Annotated in this window: 25 protein-coding genes; 9 read left to right on the top strand and 16 right to left on the bottom strand. The window is 64.3% G+C overall.

Annotation, left to right across the window (positions count from 1 at the left end; genetic code table 11):
* Positions 1–59 precede the first annotated feature (59 nt).
* On the bottom strand, positions 60–1,199 hold the full coding sequence (locus AC07WS_RS21300; protein ID WP_494731195.1) for an MFS transporter: 1,140 nt from the start codon (positions 1,197–1,199) through the stop codon (positions 60–62).
* A 112-nt stretch (positions 1,200–1,311) separates the two neighbouring features.
* On the bottom strand, positions 1,312–2,310 hold the full coding sequence (locus tag AC07WS_RS21305; protein WP_494731017.1) for an LLM class flavin-dependent oxidoreductase: 999 nt from the start codon (positions 2,308–2,310) through the stop codon (positions 1,312–1,314).
* A 376-nt stretch (positions 2,311–2,686) separates the two neighbouring features.
* On the opposite strand from AC07WS_RS21305, the gene AC07WS_RS21310 reads away from it, so the two are divergent.
* Complete coding sequence (locus tag AC07WS_RS21310) at positions 2,687–3,598, top strand: TraB/GumN family protein (protein ID WP_494731018.1); 912 nt, start codon at positions 2,687–2,689, stop codon at positions 3,596–3,598.
* Here the strand turns inward: AC07WS_RS21310 and AC07WS_RS21315 are convergent.
* The 3 genes from AC07WS_RS21315 to AC07WS_RS21325 form a co-directional block, all read right to left on the bottom strand.
* Entirely contained in the window at positions 3,595–4,086 is a 492-nt protein-coding gene (locus AC07WS_RS21315; RefSeq protein WP_494731019.1) for a hypothetical protein, read from the bottom strand. The two genes, AC07WS_RS21310 and AC07WS_RS21315, sit on opposite strands and share 4 nt — an antisense overlap.
* Positions 4,087–4,447: 361 nt before the next feature.
* Complete coding sequence (locus AC07WS_RS21320; protein ID WP_494731020.1) at positions 4,448–4,840, bottom strand: VanZ family protein; 393 nt, start codon at positions 4,838–4,840, stop codon at positions 4,448–4,450.
* Positions 4,841–5,128: 288 nt separating this feature from the next.
* Positions 5,129–5,890: an SDR family NAD(P)-dependent oxidoreductase gene (locus AC07WS_RS21325; RefSeq protein WP_494731021.1), complete on the bottom strand. Its 762-nt coding sequence runs from the start codon at positions 5,888–5,890 to the stop codon at positions 5,129–5,131.
* Positions 5,891–5,985: 95 nt separating this feature from the next.
* Between AC07WS_RS21325 and pyrF the strand changes: the two genes are divergently transcribed.
* Positions 5,986–6,807 (top strand): orotidine-5'-phosphate decarboxylase, encoded by an 822-nt coding sequence (pyrF, locus tag AC07WS_RS21330; RefSeq protein ID WP_494731022.1) that lies wholly within the window; start codon positions 5,986–5,988, stop codon positions 6,805–6,807.
* Between the two features lie 6 nt (positions 6,808–6,813).
* On the opposite strand, the gene sbcB is transcribed toward pyrF, so the two are convergent.
* A complete protein-coding gene (gene sbcB / locus AC07WS_RS21335; protein ID WP_494731023.1) occupies positions 6,814–8,256 on the bottom strand; it encodes an exodeoxyribonuclease I in 1,443 nt (480 codons plus the stop codon).
* 67 nt (positions 8,257–8,323) lie between these two features.
* Here sbcB and AC07WS_RS21340 point away from each other — a divergent pair, with 67 nt between their 5' ends.
* The gene (locus AC07WS_RS21340) at positions 8,324–8,896 is read left to right on the top strand and encodes a DUF5610 domain-containing protein (protein ID WP_494731024.1); all 573 of its coding nucleotides are present in this window, start codon (positions 8,324–8,326) and stop codon (positions 8,894–8,896) included.
* Here AC07WS_RS21340 and AC07WS_RS21345 read toward each other — a convergent pair.
* Entirely contained in the window at positions 8,893–9,876 is a 984-nt protein-coding gene (locus AC07WS_RS21345; protein WP_494731025.1) for a GGDEF domain-containing protein, read from the bottom strand. The genes AC07WS_RS21340 and AC07WS_RS21345 overlap by 4 nt on opposite strands.
* 142 nt (positions 9,877–10,018) lie before the next feature.
* Here AC07WS_RS21345 and AC07WS_RS21350 point away from each other — a divergent pair, with 142 nt between their 5' ends.
* Entirely contained in the window at positions 10,019–10,798 is a 780-nt protein-coding gene (locus AC07WS_RS21350; RefSeq protein ID WP_494731026.1) for a helical backbone metal receptor, read from the top strand.
* 18 nt (positions 10,799–10,816) lie between these two features.
* Here the strand turns inward: AC07WS_RS21350 and AC07WS_RS21355 are convergent, their stop codons facing one another.
* The 4 genes from AC07WS_RS21355 to AC07WS_RS21370 form a co-directional block, all read right to left on the bottom strand.
* Complete coding sequence (locus AC07WS_RS21355; protein ID WP_494731027.1) at positions 10,817–11,188, bottom strand: HPF/RaiA family ribosome-associated protein; 372 nt, start codon at positions 11,186–11,188, stop codon at positions 10,817–10,819.
* 69 nt (positions 11,189–11,257) lie between these two features.
* On the bottom strand, positions 11,258–11,923 hold the full coding sequence (locus AC07WS_RS21360; RefSeq protein WP_494731028.1) for a DUF1345 domain-containing protein: 666 nt from the start codon (positions 11,921–11,923) through the stop codon (positions 11,258–11,260).
* Positions 11,920–13,164, bottom strand: a complete 1,245-nt coding sequence (locus AC07WS_RS21365; protein ID WP_494731029.1) for an MFS transporter — start codon at positions 13,162–13,164, stop codon at positions 11,920–11,922. Before AC07WS_RS21365 ends, AC07WS_RS21360 begins: the two co-directional genes overlap by 4 nt.
* 63 nt (positions 13,165–13,227) lie before the next feature.
* Positions 13,228–14,256 carry a CDP-6-deoxy-delta-3,4-glucoseen reductase gene (locus AC07WS_RS21370; protein WP_494731030.1) on the bottom strand — a complete coding sequence of 343 codons (1,029 nt, stop codon included), beginning with the start codon at positions 14,254–14,256 and terminating at the stop codon, positions 13,228–13,230.
* A 12-nt stretch (positions 14,257–14,268) separates the two neighbouring features.
* On the opposite strand from AC07WS_RS21370, the gene AC07WS_RS21375 reads away from it, so the two are divergent.
* Complete coding sequence (locus tag AC07WS_RS21375; protein ID WP_494731031.1) at positions 14,269–15,147, top strand: SDR family oxidoreductase; 879 nt, start codon at positions 14,269–14,271, stop codon at positions 15,145–15,147.
* Here AC07WS_RS21375 and AC07WS_RS21380 read toward each other — a convergent pair whose 3' ends face one another.
* Complete coding sequence (locus AC07WS_RS21380; RefSeq protein ID WP_161092006.1) at positions 15,148–15,411, bottom strand: hypothetical protein; 264 nt, start codon at positions 15,409–15,411, stop codon at positions 15,148–15,150.
* Positions 15,412–15,572: 161 nt separating this feature from the next.
* Here AC07WS_RS21380 and AC07WS_RS21385 point away from each other — a divergent pair, with 161 nt between their 5' ends.
* Both AC07WS_RS21385 and AC07WS_RS21390 read left to right on the top strand, forming a co-directional pair.
* The gene (locus AC07WS_RS21385) at positions 15,573–15,818 is read left to right on the top strand and encodes a hypothetical protein (protein WP_494731032.1); all 246 of its coding nucleotides are present in this window, start codon (positions 15,573–15,575) and stop codon (positions 15,816–15,818) included.
* A gap of 258 nt (positions 15,819–16,076) precedes the next feature.
* The gene (locus tag AC07WS_RS21390; protein WP_008445950.1) at positions 16,077–16,316 is read left to right on the top strand and encodes a hypothetical protein; all 240 of its coding nucleotides are present in this window, start codon (positions 16,077–16,079) and stop codon (positions 16,314–16,316) included.
* Between the two features lie 72 nt (positions 16,317–16,388).
* On the opposite strand, the gene AC07WS_RS21395 is transcribed toward AC07WS_RS21390, so the two are convergent.
* The 4 genes from AC07WS_RS21395 to AC07WS_RS21410 form a co-directional block, all read right to left on the bottom strand.
* Entirely contained in the window at positions 16,389–16,580 is a 192-nt protein-coding gene (locus AC07WS_RS21395; RefSeq protein ID WP_217940862.1) for a hypothetical protein, read from the bottom strand.
* A gap of 96 nt (positions 16,581–16,676) precedes the next feature.
* A complete protein-coding gene (locus AC07WS_RS21400) occupies positions 16,677–17,534 on the bottom strand; it encodes a glycine-rich domain-containing protein (RefSeq protein WP_494731033.1) in 858 nt (285 codons plus the stop codon).
* A 136-nt stretch (positions 17,535–17,670) separates the two neighbouring features.
* A complete protein-coding gene (locus tag AC07WS_RS21405) occupies positions 17,671–19,506 on the bottom strand; it encodes a CHASE domain-containing protein (protein WP_494731034.1) in 1,836 nt (611 codons plus the stop codon).
* Between the two features lie 193 nt (positions 19,507–19,699).
* Complete coding sequence (locus tag AC07WS_RS21410; protein WP_494731035.1) at positions 19,700–21,466, bottom strand: glutamine--tRNA ligase/YqeY domain fusion protein; 1,767 nt, start codon at positions 21,464–21,466, stop codon at positions 19,700–19,702.
* A gap of 167 nt (positions 21,467–21,633) precedes the next feature.
* On the opposite strand from AC07WS_RS21410, the gene AC07WS_RS21415 reads away from it, so the two are divergent.
* Entirely contained in the window at positions 21,634–21,927 is a 294-nt protein-coding gene (locus AC07WS_RS21415; RefSeq protein WP_494731036.1) for a DnaJ domain-containing protein, read from the top strand.
* Positions 21,928–21,959: 32 nt separating this feature from the next.
* Positions 21,960–22,463, top strand: a complete 504-nt coding sequence (locus AC07WS_RS21420) for a hypothetical protein (protein WP_117015447.1) — start codon at positions 21,960–21,962, stop codon at positions 22,461–22,463.
* Position 22,464 lies beyond the last annotated feature (1 nt).

Genomic DNA, 22,464 nt, shown 5'->3' on the forward strand with positions numbered 1-22,464 from the left:
TGCCGTAGCGAGGCCGCTACGGCAGAGCTCGTGTCCGAATGTCAGACTTGACCCCATTTTTATTCGGTGGCGAAGACGCATAGGGCGGTCAGGGGGAAGGCGAGGCCGGCCCAGAGGACGCCGGTCCAGCCGTGCGCGGCGAACATCCAGCCGCCCAGCGAGGAACCCAAGGCGCCGCCCATGAAGAACAAGGCCATGTAGAGGCCGTTCAGGCGGCTGCGGATTTCGGCCGGCAGCGCGAAGATGGCCCGCTGCCCCGTCACCAGATTGGCCGAGACACCCATGTCGAGCACGATCGAGGTCACGACCAGTACGCCGAGCTCGACCAGGCGGCCGCCGTGGATCAGCAGCGGCAGCGCGAATGCCAACGCGCCCAGCGTCAGCGCGACGGCGGTGTTGGAGCGGCTCTTGCCCTGGTCGGCCCGGCGGCCGGCGATCGGCGAGGCGATGGCGCCGGCCACCCCCACCAGCGCGAAGATGGCGACGCCGGTCTGGCTCAGCCCGAAACGCGGGCCGGTCAGCTCCAGCGACACGCAGGTCCAGAACAGGCTGAAGGCGCCGAACATGCAGGCCTGGTAGGCGGCCCGCCGGCGCAGGATGGGCGTGGTCTTGAGCAAGTGCCACATCGAACCCAGCAATTCAAAATAGTGCAGGCCCGATCCGGGATGGCGCTGCGGCAGCCGCGCGCGCAGCAGGAAGGCCAGCGCGGCAGTGCCGAGCGCGGAGATGACGAAGATCGCATGCCAGCTCAGCGCGTCGGCCACCAGGCTGGCCACCGGACGGGCCAGCATGATGCCCATCAGCAGGCCGCTCATCACCTTGCCCACGGTCTGGCCGCGCGTCTCCGGCCGCGACATGTGGGCCGCGAACGGTACCACGATCTGCGCCGCCACCGAGCCCAGCCCGATGCTGAACGAGGCCAGCAGGAACAAGGACGCGCTGCGCGTGAACGAGGCCGCCAGCAGCGCGGCCGCCGTGGTCAGCAGGGCGATGAAGATCAGGCGCCGGTTTTCCAGCAGGTCGCCCAGTGGGACGATGAACAGCAGGCCGAGGCAGTAGCCGATCTGCGTCAGCGTGACGATCAGGCCGGCGGCGCCTGGATCGAGGCCGGTGGCCCGGCTGATCGGGCCGATCAGCGTTTGCGCGTAGTACAGGTTGGCGACGATGAGTCCGGTCGCGATGGCGAACAGCCAGACCATGCCTGGGGATATGTCGTGCTGGGCGTGGGACTGGCTCACGGGGCGCTCCTTCAATTTGCAGCCGGCAATTCTACCGGCGAACGCAAATCGCTGCTGAGCGCGCCCCGTTTTCCTACCGCCCCGCCGCCAGCGCCTGCCGCACCTCGGCGGTGATTTCGTAGGAGCGCAGCCGCTGCGCGTGGTCGAAGATCTGCGAGGTGATCATCAGCTCGTCCGCGCCGGTGCGGGCGATGAAGGCCTGCAGCTGGCGCTGCACGGTGGGCGCCGCGCCGATGGCCGAGCACGACAGCACGGAATCGATCAGCGCCCGTTCCTGCGGCCCCAGCGATTGCAGATAGCCCGCTTGCGGCGGCGGCAGGCGGGCGGGACGGCCGCTGCGCAGGTTGACGAAGGCTTGCTGCATCGACGTGGCGCGGTAGTGCGCTTCCTCGTCGCTGTCGGCGGCGAACACGTTGAAGCCGAGCATGACGTGCGGCTTGGCCAGCTGGGCCGACGGCTGGAAGTTGCCGCGATACAGGTCGATGGCCTGCATCATCATCTGCGGCGCGAAGTGCGAGGCGAAGGCGAACGGCAGGCCCATGTGCGCGGCCAGCTGCGCGCCGAAGGTGCTCGACCCCAAGATCCACAGCGGCACCTTGGCGCCTTTGCCGGGCACGGCCAGCACGCGCTGGCGCGGCGTGTCGGACAGATAATCCTGCAGCTCCAGCACGTCCTGCGGGAAGGCGTCGGCGTCGCTGTCGAGGTTGCGGCGCAGGGCGCGCGCGGTGGTCTGGTCGGAGCCGGGCGCGCGGCCCAGGCCGAGGTCGATCCGGCCGGGGAACAGCGCTTCGAGCGTGCCGAACTGCTCGGCGATCACCAGCGGCGCGTGGTTGGGCAGCATGATGCCGCCGGCGCCGACCCGGATGGTCGAGGTGCCGCCGGCCACGTGGGCCATGACGACGGCGGTGGCGGCGCTGGCGATGCCCGGCATGCCGTGGTGTTCGGCCAGCCAGTAGCGCTGGTAGCCCCAGCGTTCGGCGTGCTGCGCCAGGTCCAGCGTGTTGCGGAACGATGCGGAAGGCGTGCTGCCTTCGGCGATCGGGGAGAGGTCGAGGATGGAAAATGGAATCATGGGTGTCGGTCGGCCGCTAAACGTTAATCAATAATGCCCATGAAAAGGGTGTGGGTATAACCTTTTCATATGGATCAACAAGCATACACAGATTGGACCGGACGCGCTGGCGACGCCCCGGATTGCGTTATCTCCGGCGTCGCACGCTAAATAAGGCGTAATAAATCACTAATCACTGAGCATATAGGCATTGTTTTTATTATTTACCTGCTATTTAGTGTGTTTATTTCGCTGAAGTTCAGCCTCCGAATTTAAAAAAATATTTTCCCGCGCATTTACTTGATTTACCATTGGAAACAGTAACGCGCCTCGCCTTACACCTCCCATATTCCGTTATATTCGTTCGATGGCACGCCCTGCTATCGCGGGGAAACTCATGCCGAAGAAAATTGCCATTCTATTGACGCTGCTGATCGCTTGCTGCCAGGCGCTGTTTGCCGCCGGCCTCGGCGAGCCGGCCTCGGCCGCGCATCGCGGCCAGCTGTACCGGATCACGCATGACGGCAAGACCGGTTATTTGTTCGGCACCATCCACGTCGGCAAGGATGGCAGTTATCCGCTGGACCCGGTGGTGTCGCGCGCGCTGCTCGACTCCAAGGCGCTGGTGATCGAGCTCGATATCCGTCAGGACGCGCCGTTCCAGCTGGCGCTGGCGCGCCACGGCCGCTACCCGGACGGCGATACGGTCCAGCATCACCTGTCGCCGGCCACGCTGCGCCTGACCGTGCAGGCGCTGTCACGGGCCGGCATGTCGCTGCAATCGGTGCAGCAGTACAAGCCCTGGCTGATCGCCAACCTGCTGATCGGCGCCGAGATGGAAGTGCACGGCTACCAGCGCAGCCAGGCGGTCGAATACGCGCTGTTGGCGGCGGCCAAGAGCCAGGACAAGACCGTGCGCGAGCTGGAAAGCGCGGAATATCAGCTCAGCCTGTTCGACACGCTGGACGAGCGCCAGCAAGAGCAGTATCTGCTGGAAAATCTGGCCGACCTGGCCGACGGCGCCTCGCTGAAGAAATCCACCGCCCTGATCGACGCCTGGAACACCGCCGACGCGCCCGGCATCCACGCCGTGTGGCAGACCGCCATCAGCGGCGATACGATCTCCGCCGGCTTCATGAATCGCGTGCTGCTAGGCAAGCGCAATCCCGAAATGGCCAGCAATATCGAGCGCATCATGCAGCAGGATCAAGTCGCCTTTGTCGGCGTCGGCCTGCTGCATCTGGTGGGCGACGAAGGCGTACCGCAATTGCTCAAGCGGCGCGGCTACCAGGTCGAGCAGCTGTACTAGTAGCTGCTCAGGGTGCCGTTGCTGTAGCGCACGCGGTCGCCGATCTTGTAGCTGGGCATGGAATCGACCACCACCAGCTGACTGCTGCCGTCGTCCATGCGCACGGTGACGCGATAGACCTTGTCGGTCGGCATGCCGACGCTGCCGCCCGCCGCCGCCGCGCCCACCGCGCCCACGCCCACATCCTGCCGTTGCATCTGGTCGATTGCCTGCACCACGCCGTAGGACGTTTGCGTACTCTGGCCGCTGCCGGCCGTGGAGCCGCCGCCGGTCATGCCGCTGCTGCCGCTGCTGGTCATGGTGCCGGTGGTGCTGCTCTGATTACTTTGGCCGCTGGGGCTGCTACTGCTGGGCGTGTAGCTGGACGTGCCGCTGGGGGGATTGCTGCCGGTGCTGCTACTACCGCTGGGTTCGCCGCTGCGCTCCGAGGCGCAACCGGCCAGCGCCAGGATAAGCAGCGCGATGGTGCTGTTTCTGGTCATATTCATATCATTCTCCTCGATGGTCACACAACAAAATGACTAGCCATTTGATTAAGAGGCTGGCATTGCGGTTTTGTTCCCCGACATCCCAGTGCGGTTGATATACATCAATTGAAGCTTGCTACTCGCACGCAATAATTGTTCGGTATCACTTTAAAGGACATCGATATGTTGACACGCGTGACAGACACTATTATCGAAGATTTAATCAATTCAACTTGTGGAGACGCGCCGGACCCACGCAGCCGGCATTTGATGACGCATTCTTTGCACGAATTGGTACGCGTGGCCAAGTTGGAGCAATTGCAGCAGATGCGGATGGATGTCGAACTGGCGATCGGCGCGCCTGGAGAACGCGCCGGCGATATCAGTTTGACGGCTGGATGCGGTAGCGGGTCCACAGGGCCCACATCAACAGCGCGGTGAGCACGGCGGCATTGCAGTCGACCAGCCAGTCGGAAACGGCGCCATGGCGGTACGGGAAGAAGCTTTGCACGTACTCGTCGAGCGCGCCCATCAGGGCGATGGTCAATACGGCCTTGCCGGCGCGCAACCGGGCGTTGCCTGTCCCGCCGGTGAAGATCAGGAAGGTCAGGCCGGCGTAGGCGATGGAGTGCAGTATCAGGCCCGAGGCGACTTGGCCGATGTCCTGGCGGGCGCCGGGCAGCGAGCCAAGCACCAGTATCAGCAGGTACAGGACGATGGCGGTCCAGTAGCGAAGCCGGGCGTAGGAATTGGTCAGAAGAAGTAGCTTGATCATGCCCCGGACAATACCATGCGGCGCAAAAAAGGGGGAGTGGTGCACCGGGAGCCCGGTGCACCTTTCTTCCGTCATGCCTATCGGTTGCATGTACTGAAGATGTGACCAGTATAGGGAGCGAATATGACGTCGTAATGACAGCGGACAAAAAAAAGCCCGCTGGTTAAAGCGGGCTTAAAACTATTTTCTTGGAGGAGAATAGTGGAGACAGGTGTAATTATGGGGGCGGGCAAGATATGTGTCTAATTGTCGTTTCAGATACCAGACATCAATATTTCGCATAACTCCCTAGTTCACCGGCACCGTGTAGTTCAAGGCCAGCCGGCCGCCGTCCACATACAGGGTCTGGCCGGTCATGTAGCTGGCGTCGTCGCTGGCCAGGAAGGCGGCGATGGAGGCCACTTCCTCCGGTTCGCCGCAGCGGCCCATCGGCGTGCGCGACAGGATGGTGTGGCGCGCCTCCGGGCTGGCCATCACGGCCTGCTTGGCCAGTTCGGTCAGAATGGTGCCGGGGCCGATGCCGTTGACGCGGATGCCGTGCGTGACCAGGTTGAGCGACATCACCTTGGTCAGCTGGTTGATCGCGCCCTTGGACACCACATACGGCACCTGGTTCGGAATCGCCAGCTCGGCGTTCACGCTGGACATGTTGATGATGCAGCCGCTGCGCTGCTTGACCATCTCGCGCGCCACCGCCTGGCCGCACAGGAACATGGACTTGAGGTTGATGCGCAGCACGCGGTCGAAATCGTCCTCGGTCAGGTCGAGGAAATCGGCGGCGTGGGTGACGCCGGCGTTGTTGATCAGGATGTCGATGCGGCCGAATGCGGCCAGGGTGGCGGCCACCAGCGCGTCGACGTCGCATTTCTGGCTGACGTCGGCGGCGAAGAAGCGCGCCTGCTCGCCCAGCGTGGCGGCGGCCGCGGCGCCTTCCGGCTTGATGTCCACCAGCATGACCTTGGCGCCTTCGGCCACCAGGCGCTGCGCGCAAGCCAAGCCTATGCCTTGGGTGGCGCCGGTCACGATCGCGACTTTGTTGGAGAGTTTCATAGGTTTTTGCTTTCTAAGGAGTGAGGACCAAATTTTAACAGCCCGGTGCGGGCGCGTTACAATAGAGGGTTTGCAATAAATTCGAGGGGTGCGTCGTGACTTTCATCAACAAATTATCTGCCGCCTGGGCGGCCAACGACTCCCTGCTGTGCGTGGGCCTGGACCCGGACCTGGCCAAGCTGCCGGCCCAGTTCCAGAACGACCCGCAAGGCATCTACCACTTCTGCCGCGAGATCATCGACGCGACCGCCGACCTGGCGTGCTCGTTCAAGCCGCAGATCGCCTACTTCGCGGCGCTCAGCGCGGAAGACCAGCTGGAGAAGATCTGCCACTACGTGCGCGACAACTACCCGCACATGCCGCTGATCCTGGACGCCAAGCGCGGCGACATCGGCGCCACCGCGCGCCAGTACGCGCGCGAAGCCTACGACCGCTACGGCGCCGACGCGGTGACCGTCAACCCCTACATGGGTTCGGATTCGGTGGAGCCGTACATGGAGTGGAGCGAGCGCGGCGTGATCATCCTGTGCCGCACCTCGAACCCGGGCGGTTCGGACCTGCAGTTCCTCAACGTCGACGGCAAGCCGCTGTACCAGCACGTGGCGCGCCTGGTGGCGGACAAGTGGAACGCCAACGGCCAGTGCGCGCTGGTGGTGGGCGCCACCTTCCCGGAGGAACTGGCGCAGGTCAGGGCGATCGTCGGCGACATGCCGCTGCTGGTGCCGGGCATCGGCGCGCAGGGCGGCGATATCGAAGCGACCGTCAAGTCGGGCCGCACCTACAACGGCACCGGCATGATGATCAACTCGTCGCGCGCCATCCTGTACGCGGCGCCGCAAGCCGCTGAAGACTTCGCCGCCGCCGCGCGCCGCGTGGCGCTGGAAACGCGCGACGCCATCAACCAGCACCGCGCCTAAGCGGGCTTAGTGCGCTGGAGCGATCAGCTCCACGTACTCGTACAGCTCGGCCAGGATCTGTTCGGCGCGCTCATCGGCATCCTGTTGCAGATGGTCGATCTCGCCGAAGAACTGGTCGATGCTGCGCGCACCGCCGGCGCCCTCGTAGAAGCGCGCCGCGCGGTGCTGTTCCCAATGCTCCATCTCGCCCTCGGACAGGGTCTCGGGGAAGTTGCGCGCGCGGTAGCGGAACAGCAGCTCCAGCAGGCGCGGATCGCTGAACGACGGCGACGCCGTGGCCAGCCTGGCCGGCGTTTCCTTGCGCAGCGTGTCGAGCGTGCGGCGGTCCTCCTTGCCGACGAAGCCGTTGTACAGATCCTCGTCCACGTCCAGCTCGTCGCCGGCGGGACGGTAAAACACCTGCTCCCACACCGCATCCATGTTGCGCCCGGCCGCGGCCAGCGCGGCGTAGGCCTTGCCCTGCTCCAGGTCGATGCCCCACTTGGCCGCCATCGCCGGCGACAGCGTCTTCAGGTTGGACACCAGCATCGGCGATTTGTTCAGGTGGATGCTCTTGACCGGCAAGCGCGTCACGCCTTCCGGCAGCGCGTCGGCGCGGCTGAAGAGGCGGGTGCGGATGGTGTCCGCGTCCAGCGTGAACAGCTCGCTCGGATCGTAGTTGCAATCCCAGACGATCACCTCGTTCTTGTTGGTCGGATGCGTGGCCAGCGGCCACACCAGCGCGATGCAGCCGCGCTCGGCCGGGAACATGCCCGACACATGCAGGAAGGGCGCGCGCAGCTGCGGCGCCAGGTGCATGCCGATCTCGTCGGCCACGCGGTCCTTCTTGTGCAGCGCCAGGCAGAAGTCGAACAGCTTGGGCTGCTTCTGCTTGATCAGCCGCGCCAGCGCGATGGTGGCGCGCACGTCCGACAGCGCATCGTGCGCCGCCTCGTGCAGCAGGCCGTTGGCCTTGGCCAGGTGCTCCAGCTTGAAGCTGGGCTTGCCGTCCTCGCGCAGCGGCCACTCGATGCCTTCCGGGCGCAGCGCGTAGGTCATGCGCACCACGTCCAGCAAGTCCCAGCGGCCGCACTGGTTCTGCCACTCGCGCGCGTACGGGTCGATCAGGTTGCGCCAGAACATGAAGCGGGTGATCTCGTCGTCGAAGCGGATGGTGTTGTAGCCCACGCCGATGGTGCCCGGCTTGGAGAACGCCTGCTCGATGGTGGCGGCGAACTTGTGCTCGGGCACGCCCCATTCCAGGCATTGCTGCGGCGTGATGCCGGTGATCAGGCACGATTGCGGGTCCGGCAGGAAATCATTGGCCGGCTTGCAGTACAACATGATCGGGTCGCCGATCTCGTTCAGGTCGGCGTCGGTGCGGATCGCGGCGAACTGCGCCGGACGGTCGCGGCGCGCCTGGGCGCCAAAGGTTTCGTAGTCGTGCCAGAGAAAGGTCTGTGTGGTCATAGGGTGCGGTCAAGTTATTCGTTATTCTGCCGTTAATTACTGGATATCCCTCAACAGGAGCTAGATCATGGCGACTCCAGTATCGGCAACTCCCGGCGGCACGGCTGCCAGCTCCGGCGTTCCGGCCGCGGCCAAGGACGACGGCAATATGTCGGTCGCGGCCAAGGCCAAGGCGCAGCTCAATGTGTCTATCGTACAAGCTTCTTTGACGGTATCGCTGAATTCTTCCAACGAACCGCTGTCGGTCTTGCTGAAAACAGCGCTGACCGGCATCAACGAGGCGCTCAAGGGCGATTTCGGCGACAACGCCATCCAGAACGCCGTGTCGCAGGATAATACGCCGGAAGGCACTGCGAGCCGCATTGTATCGCTGTCGACCGCGTTTTACGAAGCGTTCAAGCAGCAGCACCCCGGCGAGGACGGCGATGCGGTGCTCAACAAGTTCATGGAGACGCTGAAAAAAGGCGTGGACCAGGGCTTCAAGGAAGCGCGCGGCGTGCTGGACGGGCTGAAGGTGCTCAATGGCGACGTCGCCAGCAATATCGACAAGACTTACGAGCTGGTGCAGAAAGGCTACGCCGACTTCGCCGCCGCGCACAAGGCGCAGCCGGCCGCTTCCGACACCAAGGGCGCCGCTTAAACCGCCGCCTCGTGATGGGCCACGCGGTTGCGGCCCTGGTGCTTGGCGCGGTATAGCGCGCCGTCGGCCGCCGCGATCAGCGCCTGCTCGTCCTGCCCGGCCTGCAGCGTCGCCACGCCGAACGACGCGGTGATCTGCGGCAGCGGCACGCGCATGTCGGCAAACACCACCGCCTGCTGCATCCGTTCGCACAGGCGCTCGGCCACCGCCACCGCGACCTTGTCGCTGGTGTCCGGCAGCAGCACCATCATTTCCTCGCCGCCGTAGCGCACCGCGAAATCGGTGGGCCGCAGCGCGCTGCTGAGCACGTGCGCGGCGGCGCGCAAGGCCTGGTCGCCGGCCAGGTGGCCGTGGCTGTCGTTGAACTTCTTGAAGTGGTCGAGGTCGATCATGATCAGCGCCAGCGGCGCGTGCGAGCCCTGCGCGGTGGCCACCATGGTCGGCAGCAGGTCGTTGAGCCAGGCGCGGTTGTACAGCCCGGTCAGGCCGTCGATCATCGACAGCTGGCGGTAGAACTCGCCCAGCTTCTGGCGCCGGCGCAGCTGCGCGTTGGCGGCGCGGATGCGGAAGGACAGCAGCCGCAGCAGGTTACGCGCCAGCACATTCGATTCGTCGATCAGCTTCCAGACGATGTCGGCCTCGATCACCAGCACCTCGCTCTGCTCCAGCGCGGTGATGCTCGACAGGTTGGCTTCCTCGTCCAATACCGATTGTTCGCCGACGCTTTCGCCCGGCAGTATCTTGCTGACGGTGCCGTCGGCCATGCCGGTGCGGGTGTCGGTGGCCACCGACAGGGCGCCGCGCAACACGATGTACAGGCGGGCGCGGCTGGACTCGGTGACCGCCTGGTCGGCTTCCAGTTGCATGATGGGGCAGGGCGCCAGCAGCTTGGCGATGGCGGTGTCGTCATCGGCGTTGCGCAGCAGCTGCAGGTCGCCGATCTGGTAGCGGGAGGCGCCGAATGTGCTGATTTGTTTCAAAATGGTCTTTCAGGATGCTGATGGGCAAGCACGGTAATCATAGCTGAACTGACCTGCACCCTGTGTAATTTTCCACCCTCAGTTGTTGCACGATGTATCCGCAGATGCTTCAATGTCGCATTGCCCACATTGAGATGACAACATGGAATATACCGACGCGCTCGGCACCGCGCATCAGGCCGATCCGAACGCGCGCATCGTCTCGCTGGTGCCGTCGATCACCGAACTGCTGTGCGACTTGGGCCTGGCGGCGCAGCTGGTCGGGCGCACCGGCTTCTGCATCCATCCGGCTGATGTGGTGCGGAACATCCCCAAGATCGGCGGCACCAAGGATGTGAATATCGACAAGATCCGCAAGCTGGCGCCCACCCATCTGGTGGTCAACATCGACGAGAACGAAAAGCCGACCGTCGAGCTGCTGGCCGAGTTCATTCCCAACATCGTCGTCACCCATCCGCTGCGCCCGCGCGACAACCTGGCGCTGGCGCGCCTGATGGGCGGGGTGTTCTGCCGCGAGCAGGCCGCCGCCGACTGGTGCGCCGCGTTCGAGGCGGAATACGCCTTGCTGCGCGCCATGCCGCCGGGCCGCCCGCAGACCATGTTGTACTGCATCTGGCAAGACCCGTGGATGACGGTTGCGCAGGACACCTACATCGCGCGCATGCTGGAGGAAATCGGCTGGAGCGTGCCGGACCTGGGCGAGGTGCGTTATCCGCGCTTCGAGTGGTCGCCGGAATTGCTGGCGCAGGTGGATGGGGTGCTGCTGTCGAGCGAGCCGTATCGCTTCACGGAAGCCCATGCGGACGCGCTGGAAAAACAAATCGGCAAGCCGGTGTTGCTGGTCGATGGGGAGATGATGTCGTGGTATGGCAGCCGGGCGCTGCAGGGACTGAGGTATTTGCGGGAGCTGGCACAGCGCTAGCTCCCGCCCCCATGTGAATTATTCGGTGTCTTCCGCATCGGCTGCGGCCGGCACGGCGCCGTTCGCGTGACGCTTGTCCTTGTCATGCAGGCGGCCCAGGGCGCTGTCGATGGCGCGCTTGAGTTTTTCCGCCGAACCGCCTATCGCCTGATGCAGCGTGGCGGCGTGATCGCTGACGGCGATCGGTTGATACCCGGTGACGCGGGCTTCCATCAGGCAGCGGTTGTCGCCGTCGGCCGATTTCTGCACCAGGTTGTCGCTCAGGTGCACTTCGACGCGGGTGATCTGTTCGCCGAAGCGGTGGAGGGCATTGCTCACGACCGTTTGTACATGTTCATCCAGACCGGCATGGCGGTCGATGGTTTTGTCGGCATTGATATTGATTTGCATACGCTTGCTCCTGTTTGTTGAACTGCAACTCAATATTACTCCTTTTCGTCTTAGGTTCCCTTTAAGACGTCAGGCATTGATGAGCGAAGCGGCAATATTGATCGACAGCCCGAGGATGGCCAGGTTGTAGAAGAAGCACAGCACCGATTGCCCCAGCACCACCTGGCGCATGGCGCGGCCGCGCACGGTCACATCCGAGGTCTGCGCCGCCACCGAAATGGTGAACGAAAAATACAGGAAGTCCCAGTAGTTCGGCGTCAATTCCCGGTCGGGAAATTGCAGCGGCTTCTCGCCGTCGTTCTTGATGTAGTACAGATGGGCGTAATGCGAGCAGAACATGGTGCCTATCATGAACCACGAGCCGGTCAGCGTCAGCACCACGAAGCCATAGTGGTAGGCCATGTCGGCCGGCTCCAGGTTCTTCAGCGTCGACAGCTGCGAGACGATGGCCACCAGGCTGATCAGGATCACCAGCGACAGCGTGGACAGGATCACCGGCCCCTTTTCATCCTGGCGGCAGGCGGCGCGGTGGATGTCGTGCTGGTCGGCGCGCACCATCATCCACGCCATCGACAGCAGGTAGGACCAGACGGTGACGTTCCACGCCGTCAGCAGGCGCGCCAGCAGCGGCCAGGCGTGCGGCAGCAGCGGGGCGGTGATGGCGCCCAGCGCGACCGCCAGGCTCAGGTGGGGACGGCTGTGGATGATGCCCGGCAGGCGTATGCGTAAGCTCATTGTTTGTCCTCGTGGGGGAAGCGGTCCATGCGCGACAGCACCGGGAACAGCACCGTCCAGATGCCGGTCACGGCCAGCGTGGCGGCGCCGCCGAACAGCACGGCGCGGGTCAGGCCCATCCAGCCGGCGGTCAGGCCCGATTCAAATTCGCCCAGCTCGTTGGAGGCGCCGATGAACACCGAGTTGACCGCGCTGACGCGCCCGCGTATCGCGTCCGGCGTTTCGTACTGTACCAGCAGGTGGCGCACGTAGACGCTGATCATGTCGCCGGCGCCCATGACGAACAGGGCGCTCAGCGCGACCAGGAAGGTGGCGGTGGCGCCCAGCACCAGCGTGCCGGCGCCGAACACGGCCACGCCGCCCAGCATCCAGGCGCCGACCCGGCGCGTGATCGGGAAGAAGGCCAGCGCGATGGAGCACACGGCGGCGCCGGCGCCGGGCGCGGTGCGCAGCAGGCCCAGGCCGGTCGGGCCGATGTGCAGCACGTCGTGCGCCAGCGCCGGCAGCAGCGCGGTGGCGCCGCCGAACAGCACGGCGAACAGGTCGAGCGAAATCGCCCCCAGCACCACCGGCTTGGACCAGACGAAACGCAGGCCTTCGAGCACCGTGTGCCAGGTGGCCGGCTCGCGGTTGCTGGGCTGCTTGACCGATTTGACCAGGCACATCAGCACCACCGCCGCCAGCAGCAGCGCCGAGGAAATCATATAAACCGTTTTCGGCCCGGCCAGGTAGAACAGGCCGCCCAGCGTGGGGCCGAGGATGACGGCGACGTGGAAGCTCGACGAACTCAGCGCCACGGCCTGGCTGAAGCGCTCGGGCGGCACCAGGTTGACCAGCATCGCCTGCGTGGCCGGCCCCATGAAGGCGCGCGCGCTGCCGAACAGCACCAGCACGGCGAACACCGGCCACACCGCGCTCAGGCCGGCGACGGTGAAGGCCAGCAGCGCCAGGCCGCACAGCAGTTGCGCGCCCATCGCCAGCGCGATCAGCAGGCGGCGGTTGTAGCGGTCGGCGGCGTGGCCGGCGATCAGGATCAGCAGCAGGAAGGGCGCGAACTGCGCCAGGCCGATCAGGCCGAGGTCGAACAGATTGTGGGTCAGCGCGTACACCTGCCAGCCGATGGCGACGTTCTGCATCTGGACGGCCAGGGTGGCCAGGGTGCGGGCGGTGAGGTAGAGCGAGAAGTTACGGTGGCGCAGGACGCCGAAGCCGTTGGAGGAAGGTGCGGTGCTGTCGGACATTGGCGCTTTCAGGGAGCAGAGCCGGGACTCTGCATCCCTGTCTGCTCCCGGTGGGGTGGATGCTCAGGGCTTGTGGATGTCGGCTTCGGTGGTGAAGGCGTCGGCGTAGAATTCGTCCTCCGGCAGCTGGCACTGGGCGACGAAATCGCGCTTGGCCGACTCGACCATGACCGGCGCGCCGCAGGCATACACCTGATGGCCGGACAGGTCGGGCAGGTCGGCCATGACGGCGGCGTGCACGAAGCCGGTGCGGCCGCTCCAGTGGTCTTCCGGCTGCGCGGCCGAGATCACCGGCACATACTTGAAGTTCGGCAGGATCGCCTCCCACTGGCGGCACAGCGCGTCCATGTACAGGTCCTGCGGGCGGCGGCCGCCCCAGTACAAGGTCATCGGACGGGCCGAACCCTGCGCGCGCAGGTGCTCGATGATGGCCTTGATCGGCGCGAAGCCGGTGCCGGAGGCCAGCAGCACCATCGGCTTGTCGCTGTCCTCGCGCACGAAGAAGGTGCCCATCGGGCCTTCGAAGCGCAGGATGTCGCGTTCCTTCATGGTGCTGAACACCTGGTCGGTGAACAGGCCGCCCGGCATGTGGCGGATGTGCAGGCTCAGCGGCTGATCCTGGTCCGGCGGCGAAGCCAGGCTGTAGCTGCGGCGCTTGCCGTCGCGCAGCATGAATTCGATATACTGGCCGGCGCGGAACTTGAGCGTCTCGTTGGCCGGCAGCTGCAGCGTCATCACGATCACGTCACTCGCCAGTTTTTCCAGCGTCGCCACGCGCGACGGCATCTTGCGGATCGGATAGTCGTCGCTGCCGGCCACTTCGCGCACCTCGATCACCAGGTCTTGCTGCGCGGTGGCGCAGCAGAACAGCGAGTAGCCGGCCGCTTCCTCGTCCTTGGTCAGCGCGCGTTCCTGGTGCGCCTTGTGCGTGACCGAGCCGGACAGCACTTTGCCCTTGCAGGAACTGCAGGCGCCATTCTTGCAGCCGTAGGGCAGGCCGACGCCGGCGCGCATGGCCGCGGCCAGCACGGTTTCGTCTTCCTCGCAGCTGAATTGATGGCCGCTAGGCTGTACAGTAATTTGAAACGTCATACAATCCTTCAGATGAAAAAACTCACTAGTCAAAAATTCAAACTGCCGCGCCTGTTGATCGTGGGCTGCGGCGATGTCGGCATGCGGCTGTTGCCGCTGCTGCGCCCGTATTTCCGCGTGTTCGCCACCACCAGCCAGCCGTCGCGCTGCGCCGAATTGCGCGCGCTGGGCGCGGTGCCGCTGGTGGCCGACCTGGACCGGCCCGCCACGTTGCGGCGCCTGGCCGGCCTGGCCAGCCACGTCGTGCACCTGGCGCCGCCGCCCGCCGAGGGCGCGCTGGACCGCCGCACGCGCAATCTGACCGCCATTTTACCTGAGCATGCCCGTCTGGTTTATGTCAGCACCACCGGCGTCTACGGCGATTGCGGCGGCGTGTTGTTCGATGAGAGCCGTCCGGTGGCGCCGCGCAACCCGCGCGCCCTGCGCCGGGTGGACGCCGAGCAGGTGCTGCGCTGCTGGGCGAACCGCGCCGGAGCACATCTGTCCATCCTGCGCGTGCCCGGCATCTACGCCGCCGGGCGCCTGCCGCTCAAGCGCCTGCAGGCCGGCACGCCGGCGCTGATCGAGGAAGACGACGTGTACACCAACCACATCCACGCGGACGACCTGGCCGCCATCATCGTCCGCGCGCTGTTCCGCGGCCGCCCCAACCGCGTGTACCACGCGGTGGACGACAGCGACATGAAGATGGCGGCGTATTTCGACGCGGTGGCGGACGCCCACCAGCTGCCGCGCCCGCCGCGCCTGGCGCGCGCGGAACTGCGGCAGGCGGTGACGCCGGCCTTGTTGTCGTTTATGTCGGAATCGCGGCGCCTGAGCAACGGGCGCATCAAGCGCGAGCTGGGCGTGCGCTTGCGCTACGCCACGGTGGCGCAGCTGCTGGAGGGGTGATCAGGCGCGCGGCGGGCGCTTCTTCTGCTGGACGCGCTGCTGTTGCTTCTTCTGGGTCTGCACTTTGTTCTGCTTGGCTTCGTACAGGGCGACGGCGTCCTTGCGGGCCTGCTCCGGCGTGCGCATTTCCGGCACGTCGTCGTGGGTGACGAAATATTCGGCGTCCTGGGCGTCGACCACCAGCTTGATGGCGGCGGCGTCGTCGAGGTCATAGATTTCGTGCAGCAGGGTGGTTACTTCGTCGAGGAATTCTTCGTAGGTCATGGGAGTATGTAAAAGCAGGTAAAGACGGCGTGAAACTTGCAGTTATGCAAGTCACTTCCGGGTTGTTTGTGCCAAAATGGCAACGCAATTTGTATGAGCTATATCAATCAAGTCTGCACATGATACGATATTGTTAGCTATCTCACGAAGGAGCCATGCGCATGACAGCCACTTCCCATCCTAGCAAGGAGCAGGTCCGTGCCTACATGCACCAGCGCGAATGCGACCGCCGCCCTCCGCCCACCCCCGACGAGATCCGCCGCCAGTTAGGCTGGCACTATAATTCGTACGACCTCGGTTTTCCCGCATCTTCCTCCATCCTCCTCCCTGGCACGATCGCCCAACTGGCCGCCTTGATGGCCGTTGAATGGTGTTTCCGCGCCGCCGGCATCAGCCGCTCCAACTGACTTTACCAATATTTATACCTTTTCTCGCAACAAATATCTTCCTAGCACAAGAAATAGGGGTAGAATCTCTCTAAATCTCACAGAAATGTCTGATGAGTTAGCCGTTCGTTAACGTAAACGTGTATTATCTCGGCTAAGCACTAAAAACCGGCATAAATGTCTGTGTTTTGTAGTGCTTCATTGGTAATAGAGCTTAAAATTTTTTTTACCCATGTGTCGTTTTTTGCCAAAGACGGCCAGAACCTACTGAAAAACATTATGTCTATCAAAGAAATCACCGCATCGCCGACCTACAATCCGAATCGCGTGCTGGACGCCATCATCGAAAAGTTGCAACTGAAAAACGATGCGGCCCTGTCGCGCGCGCTGGAAGTAGCGCCACCGGTCATCAGCAAGATCCGTCACAACACGCTGCCTATCGGCGCGACCATCCTGATCCGCATGCACGAGATCAGCGACTTCAGCATTCGCGAACTGCGCGAATTGATGGCTGCCTGATAGCCACGAAGAAAACGGCGCGGACCTCTCGGTCACGCGCCGTTGTCTTATGCGGCTGGACTCGGCTGTAGATCAGGCCGAGGTGCTGATGGTGGTGCCGATGCGCTGGCCGCTGGTGTTGACGGTCGGCGCGGCAGCCACTTGCGGCGGCGCCGGCGGCGTAACGCGTTCGGCGGGTTTGTCCGCCGCTTTCACCGGCTCAGGCTGGCGGGGCGGCGTTGCTTGTACGGCGGCAGTACTGGAAGCTACGGTATTGACAGCCATGATGAACTCCCATCATCCATAAATATCCCCAGAGTATGCCACTTATTTGAGCAGTCCGCCTGTTCGCTTTGCCGCGTGTGGCGCAAACGCCAGCGCTCAGGCCGAAGGGCTCAGGCGTGGACGGTCGCTGTAGAAGCTGGCGACGCGGGCTTGCTCGATGATCGCGCCGGCGTCCGCCGCCGTTTGCAGGCCTTCCGCCACCTTGCCTGGTGCGGCCGAGTATGCGGTCAGGCCTGGTGCTGCCGAATAGGCGGTCTTGGCGCTGGCACCCGGAGCGGCCGAGTAGGCGGTCTTGGCGACGGCGCCAGGGGCTGCCGAGTACGCGGTGTTGGCGGCAACGCCAGGAGCTGCCGAATAGGCGGTCTTGGCGGCGACGCCAGGAGCTGCCGAGTACGCGGTCTTGGCGGCAACGCCAGGGGCGGCCGAGTAGGCGGTTTTTGCTGCAACGCCAGGCGCTGCCGAATAGGCGGTGTTGGCGGCGACGCCTGGAGCGGCCGAGTACGCGGTGTTGGCCGCTACGCCCGGCGCAGCCGAGTAGGCCGTCGCGCCAGGCGCGGCCGAGTAGGCCACGTCCTGATGCATGGCACCGCGCAGGTAGGATTCGCCGAAAGTCTCTTCATACAATTCCTGCATGCGATGGCCCAGGCGTTCGTGCGCCACCAGGTCATCCTCGCCGCGCAGGCCGATGTACGGGAAATGGTGCAGGAAATGGCCGAACACGGCGTCGCAGTCGACCGCGTATTTCATCGTGTCCAGGATGTGGTAGTGCCAGAAGGTATCCACGTCGACCAGCGGCGCGGTCTGCTCGTTGGGGAACTGCTTCATCAAGAACAGGAAGCGGCGGTACTCGATTTCGATGGCGTTGGCGCGTTCCAGCGACCAGCCTTCGCCGGATTCTTTGTGCATCAGCTTGACTTTGATCGGTTCCAGGTCCAGTGCATTGATGACATTCATGGCGTTTCCTTTGCGTTGATGAAGCGGGTTAAAAAAGTGGAACAATTGCAATTTTTGCCCGGCACGAATGCAGTCCCTTTGATTTTTATCAAGCTTTCGTCAGGAAAATCCTACTGTATTGGGAAAACGCTGACATTCAGGCGGCGGCGTCGGCCAGGCGCGGGCTGGCATTGAGTTCGTCGGTGGCGGGCGGTATGTAGTCGACCGGCACCGAGATCGACACCGTGGTGCCGGCGTTGTGGCCGCCCGTGATGGCGCAATGGCCGCCGAGCAGGCTGATGCGCTCCTCGATGCCGACCAGGCCGAACGAGCCGACCTTGTTGCGGCTGCTCTCGCGCAGGCCGACGCCGTTGTCGCTGATGGTCATGCTGAGCATGCCGCCAGCCTGGCGCAGCTCCACCCGCACCAGGCTGGCGCGCGCGTGCTGCACGATGTTGCTCAGCGATTCCTGCAGCACGCGGAAGAAGGCGGTGGCGCAGCGGTCGTCGATGCGGATGTCGCTCTGGTGTTCGATCAGTTCGCAGACCATGCCGGAACGCTGGCGGAACTGCGCGATCTGCCATTCCACCGCCGCGTTCAAGCCCAGGTCCAGCACGGTCGGCCGCAGGTCGTTGATGATGTGGCGCACGCTCTTGATGGTGCTGTCGATCTGGGTCAGCGTGCTGCACGCGCGCGCGTGCAGGCGCGGGTGGTTTTGCCGGGTGCGCGAGGCCAGCAGGTCGGCCTCGATCCGCAGCACCAGCAGGTTCTGGCCCAGGTCGTCGTGGATCTCGCGCGCGATGCGCTTGCGTTCCTGTTCCTTGATCTGGTCGGCGTGGGCCGCCAGCTGGCGCAGCTTGTGGTGCGACTGCTGCAGCTTGGCCTGGCTGTCGCGCAATTCCTTGGTCATGGCCTTGGCCATCTTGATGGCGCGCAGGCGCGACGACGACAGCGTGTGGAACAGCAGGTAGAACAGCAGCGAGCCGACGAAGCCGCAGGCCATCGCCAGCCACGGCAGGAAGGCGTCGAAGCGGCTGTACCACACCGACTTGGGCGCGCTGAAATGGGCCGACCACTGGCGGCCGTTGAAGTCCAGCGGCAGCACGATGGTGAAGCGCTCGGCCGAGCGCGGCGCGCGCTGGGCGTTGCTGCGGTTATCGTAGAGCAGGGTTTGCGGCGAGGTGCTGCCGTCGGCGTTCTGGCCGCCGTCGTACAGCATCAGGTGCACCTCGCGCACCTGCATTTGATCCATGGCCGCGCGCACCAGCCGCGGCACGCTGAAGCCTATGCCCACCGAGCCGATGTAGGCCGCCCGGCGCTGCGCCACATCGTTCAGCGGCAAGTCCTTGCGGTACAGCGGCAGGCGCATCGCCAGCGCCCAGCCCTGGGCGTCGCGGGTGTTTTCGATCGGCATGCCGGAGGTGATCAGCTTGCCGGTGTCGCGCGCCACCGTGATCGCGCGCGCCGCCTGTTCCCTGGCGCTGATGTCGACCCCGAGCCGGTGGCGGAACGGCGCGACCGGTTCGATCATGGTCAGCACCGAGTATTCCTCGCGCTGGCCCTTGGGCGTGATGGAGAAGTTAGGGTAGCCGTCCGGCCGGCCGTCGCCGCTGCGGGCCGCCTCGCGCTCGAAGGCGGGGCGCTGGGCGGCGGTCACATATTGCGTGAAGTTGACGTTGTCGAGCGCGGGGAATTGCCGCTCCAGGTCCAGGCCGTTGACGTAGCGGTGGAAGCTGGCGCGGGTCACGCGGTCGCTGGCGTCGAAGAAACTGGCGGTGCCGCGCAGCACGTCGGTGTAGGCGTTGATGCGCGACGTGATGTTGTACTGGGCGTTGCGGGCCTGCTGCGTGAAGCGTCCGTTGGCGTCGTGTTCGATGGTCTTGTAGACCAGCACGTAGAACAGCACACTGATCCCGAGCGACAGCAGGACGCCGGCCCACCAGACCGGCTTGGTCGGCGAGAACAATTGTTTTTGCGCTAGAAACGCTGCCATATCGATTGCTTGACGCAACTCCTGGTGCCGGGTATAGGCTGAATATAGGAAACATTGGCGATGCTAGTCAAGTAAATTTGCAAATTTGCTATTTGTCCTAGACATGCCGGCCTTGCTCGTCAAAGCAAAAGGCCGGCGCCTCCCGGGGGAGGGCGCCGGCCTTGCCGCGTGTAACTCGTCGTGAGCGAAGCGCCTACTTGGCGACCCAGCTGTCCTTCAGCGTGACGATGCGGTTGAACACCGGCTTGCCCGGCGTGGAATCGACGCGGTCGGCCACGAAGTAGCCGTGCCGCTCGAACTGGAAGCGCTGGTCCGGCTGAGCCGCGCTCATGCCCGGCTCCAGCCAGGCGGTGATGACTTCCTTGGCGTTCGGGTTCAGCAGCGAGATGAAGTCCTTGCCGCCGGCGTCCGGGTTGGCGTCGGTGAACAGGCGGTCGTACAGGCGCACTTCGGCTTCCAGCGCGGTGGCGGCGGAGACCCAGTGGATGTTGCCCTTGACCTTGTAGTTGTCCGAACCCGGCGTGCCCGATTTCGAATCCGGGAAGTAGTTGACGTGGACCGCCACCACTTTGCCGTTCTCGTCCTTGTCAAAGCCGGTGCATTCGGTCACGTAGCCGTGGCGCAGGCGCACGCGGCTGCCCGGCTTGTCGTCGACCGGCGGGTAGTAGCGGAAGTAACCCTTGCTCGGCACTTCCATGAAGTCCTCCTCCTCGATCCACAGCTCGCGCGTGATCGGGAAGGTGCGCACGCCCATTTCCGGGTGGTGCGGGTGGACCGGCGAGCTGCATTCCTCGGTCAGGCCTTCAGGGTAGTTGTCGATGATCAGCTTCAGCGGACGCAGCACGGCGGTGGCGCGCGGCGCCTTCGGGTCCAGGTCTTCGCGGATGCAGCCTTCGAGCGTGCTCATGTCGATCCAGCCGTCGGCCTTGGTCACGCCGATGCGTTCGCAGAACAGCTTGATCGCCTCGGGCGTGTAGCCGCGCCGGCGCAGGCCGACGATGGTCGGCATGCGTGGGTCGTCCCAGCCGTCGACGATCTTCTCTTCCACCAGCTGGCGCAGCTTGCGCTTGCTGGTGACCACGTAGGTCAGGTTCAGGCGCGAGAACTCGTACTGGCGCGGCACCGGCAGCTTGAAGAAGCCGCCTTCGGACAAGGTGGCCAGCAGCCAGTCGTAGAATGGGCGGTGGTCCTGGAACTCCAGCGTGCAGATCGAATGGGTGATGTTCTCCAGCGCGTCCGAGATCGGGTGCGTGTAGTCGTACATCGGGTAGATGCACCAGGCGTCGCCGGTGCGCACGTGGTGGGCGTGGCGGATGCGGTAGATGGCCGGGTCGCGCAGGTTCATGTTGGGCGACGACATCGCGTCCTCGCTGGTCTTGGCGCGCAGGATGTGCTCGCCGTCGGCGTACTTGCCGGCCTTCATGTCGCGGAAGATCTGCAGCGATTCGGCGGCCGGACGGTCGCGGAACGGCGAGTTCTTGCCCGGCGTGTTGAAATTGCCGCGGTTGGCCGCCATATCGTCGGCCGACTGGCTGTCGACGTAGGCGTAGCCTTGTTCGATCAGGTATTCGGCCATCGCGTACAGCTGCTCGAAGTAGTCGGACGCGTAGTGCAGGTGGTGCTCGACGCCGCCGTTGGCGGCCGGGTAGTCGTAGTCAAAGCCCAGCCATTTGACGCTGTCGATGATGGTGTCGACGTATTCCTGCTCTTCCTTGGCCGGGTTGGTGTCGTCGAAGCGCAGGTTGCAGCGGCCCTGGTAGTCGCGCGCCAGGCCGAAGTTCAGGCAGATCGATTTGGCGTGGCCGATGTGCAGGTAGCCGTTCGGCTCGGGCGGGAAGCGGGTGATCACGCTCGGCATTCCAGGGCGGACGTGGGTGCCGGCCGCCAGGTCGGATTCGACGATGGCGCGCAGGAAATTGGAGGTCAGGACGGGCGCTGGGCTGTTTTTGTCGTTGCTCATCTGAAAAGTTGGCTTTGCAAAAGTTCGAGTGAAGGGCATTTTACCGTATCCCCTCTATGACAGCGGCGGAAATGCTGCGTTGCGGCGGCCTGAGGCGGATTAGGGGGCTGCCGCACGGGTATAATTCATCTTTAATTGTTTCGGCATCACGGCCCGGAGTTTCCAAAATGGAAAATTACTACAACACGCTGGGTGTCGCGCCTAACGCCACCGACGACGAGATCAAGAAGGTGTACCGCTCGCTGGCGATGCGTTTCCACCCGGACCGCAACCAGGCGCCCGGCGCGGAGGCGCGCTTCAAGGCCATCACCAAGGCCTATGAAATCCTGTCCGATCCGGTCAAGCGCGAGGAATACAACCAGAGCGTGAACCACCGCATCATCATCGACCCGGAAGCGGAAGCGTACCAGTTGTGGCGTTCGGTGTTCAACCTGCATGGCACCGTGCTGCCACCGGCCTGAGCCGGACACACACCAGAAAAAGAAAGCAAGCAATGTCTAGAAAAGTACACCCTGAGTTCGCCTATCAATCGCGCGAGCTCGAAGGCCAGATCGAGGGCATCCTGGGCGACCCTCCAGACCGCAAGAACTACCAGCGCATGATAGACGCGCTGGTCTCCGAGTACGCCAGCGGCGGCGGCATCGAGGACGTCAACATGCTGGCCTTCGCGCTGGTCGACCACCTGGAGTTCAACAATCCGAAGGGCTTGCTGGCCGAGGCCGAGGACTACGAGTTCGGCGACGCCGGCCGCGTGTTCGCCATGGCCTCGTGCAAGGGCGAGGAGGCGGCGCGCATGTACGCGGCGCTGGAAGAGAACCTGCCGGACCTGGCGCGCCAGGCCATCATCACCGCCTTCCTGTACAAGAACCCGCGCAAGTGGGACGACGACGACCAGTCGCTGGACCAGCTGTCGGCCAACGACGACGGCGACGATGTCGAGGACGAAGACCAGGCCACCGACGACTTCGCCCAAATGTTCGACCAGGATGGAGAGTAAC

Source organism: Duganella sp. GW821-FHT01E12 (assembly GCF_059422325.1).

What these genes read in the sequence shown, in the direction of transcription:
- AC07WS_RS21380 (WP_161092006.1), bottom strand. Translation starts at nt 15,411, where the DNA reads ATGACCTACGAAGAATTCCTCGACGAAGTAACCACCCTGCTGCACGAA.
- AC07WS_RS21400 (WP_494731033.1), bottom strand. Translation starts at nt 17,534, where the DNA reads ATGAATGTCATCAATGCACTGGACCTGGAACCGATCAAAGTCAAGCTG.
- AC07WS_RS21395 (WP_217940862.1), bottom strand. Translation starts at nt 16,580, where the DNA reads ATGGCTGTCAATACCGTAGCTTCCAGTACTGCCGCCGTACAAGCAACG.
- AC07WS_RS21405 (WP_494731034.1), bottom strand. Translation starts at nt 19,506, where the DNA reads ATGGCAGCGTTTCTAGCGCAAAAACAATTGTTCTCGCCGACCAAGCCG.
- AC07WS_RS21300 (WP_494731195.1), bottom strand. Translation starts at nt 1,199, where the DNA reads ATGGTCTGGCTGTTCGCCATCGCGACCGGACTCATCGTCGCCAACCTG.
- AC07WS_RS21350 (WP_494731026.1), top strand. Translation starts at nt 10,019, where the DNA reads ATGGAATATACCGACGCGCTCGGCACCGCGCATCAGGCCGATCCGAAC.
- AC07WS_RS21340 (WP_494731024.1), top strand. Translation starts at nt 8,324, where the DNA reads ATGGCGACTCCAGTATCGGCAACTCCCGGCGGCACGGCTGCCAGCTCC.
- AC07WS_RS21320 (WP_494731020.1), bottom strand. Translation starts at nt 4,840, where the DNA reads ATGATCAAGCTACTTCTTCTGACCAATTCCTACGCCCGGCTTCGCTAC.
- AC07WS_RS21375 (WP_494731031.1), top strand. Translation starts at nt 14,269, where the DNA reads ATGAAAAAACTCACTAGTCAAAAATTCAAACTGCCGCGCCTGTTGATC.
- AC07WS_RS21315 (WP_494731019.1), bottom strand. Translation starts at nt 4,086, where the DNA reads ATGAATATGACCAGAAACAGCACCATCGCGCTGCTTATCCTGGCGCTG.
- AC07WS_RS21365 (WP_494731029.1), bottom strand. Translation starts at nt 13,164, where the DNA reads ATGTCCGACAGCACCGCACCTTCCTCCAACGGCTTCGGCGTCCTGCGC.
- AC07WS_RS21415 (WP_494731036.1), top strand. Translation starts at nt 21,634, where the DNA reads ATGGAAAATTACTACAACACGCTGGGTGTCGCGCCTAACGCCACCGAC.
- AC07WS_RS21360 (WP_494731028.1), bottom strand. Translation starts at nt 11,923, where the DNA reads ATGAGCTTACGCATACGCCTGCCGGGCATCATCCACAGCCGTCCCCAC.
- AC07WS_RS21305 (WP_494731017.1), bottom strand. Translation starts at nt 2,310, where the DNA reads ATGATTCCATTTTCCATCCTCGACCTCTCCCCGATCGCCGAAGGCAGC.
- AC07WS_RS21410 (WP_494731035.1), bottom strand. Translation starts at nt 21,466, where the DNA reads ATGAGCAACGACAAAAACAGCCCAGCGCCCGTCCTGACCTCCAATTTC.
- AC07WS_RS21355 (WP_494731027.1), bottom strand. Translation starts at nt 11,188, where the DNA reads ATGCAAATCAATATCAATGCCGACAAAACCATCGACCGCCATGCCGGT.
- AC07WS_RS21325 (WP_494731021.1), bottom strand. Translation starts at nt 5,890, where the DNA reads ATGAAACTCTCCAACAAAGTCGCGATCGTGACCGGCGCCACCCAAGGC.
- AC07WS_RS21385 (WP_494731032.1), top strand. Translation starts at nt 15,573, where the DNA reads ATGACAGCCACTTCCCATCCTAGCAAGGAGCAGGTCCGTGCCTACATG.
- AC07WS_RS21420 (WP_117015447.1), top strand. Translation starts at nt 21,960, where the DNA reads ATGTCTAGAAAAGTACACCCTGAGTTCGCCTATCAATCGCGCGAGCTC.
- AC07WS_RS21310 (WP_494731018.1), top strand. Translation starts at nt 2,687, where the DNA reads ATGCCGAAGAAAATTGCCATTCTATTGACGCTGCTGATCGCTTGCTGC.
- AC07WS_RS21390 (WP_008445950.1), top strand. Translation starts at nt 16,077, where the DNA reads ATGTCTATCAAAGAAATCACCGCATCGCCGACCTACAATCCGAATCGC.
- AC07WS_RS21370 (WP_494731030.1), bottom strand. Translation starts at nt 14,256, where the DNA reads ATGACGTTTCAAATTACTGTACAGCCTAGCGGCCATCAATTCAGCTGC.
- sbcB (WP_494731023.1), bottom strand. Translation starts at nt 8,256, where the DNA reads ATGACCACACAGACCTTTCTCTGGCACGACTACGAAACCTTTGGCGCC.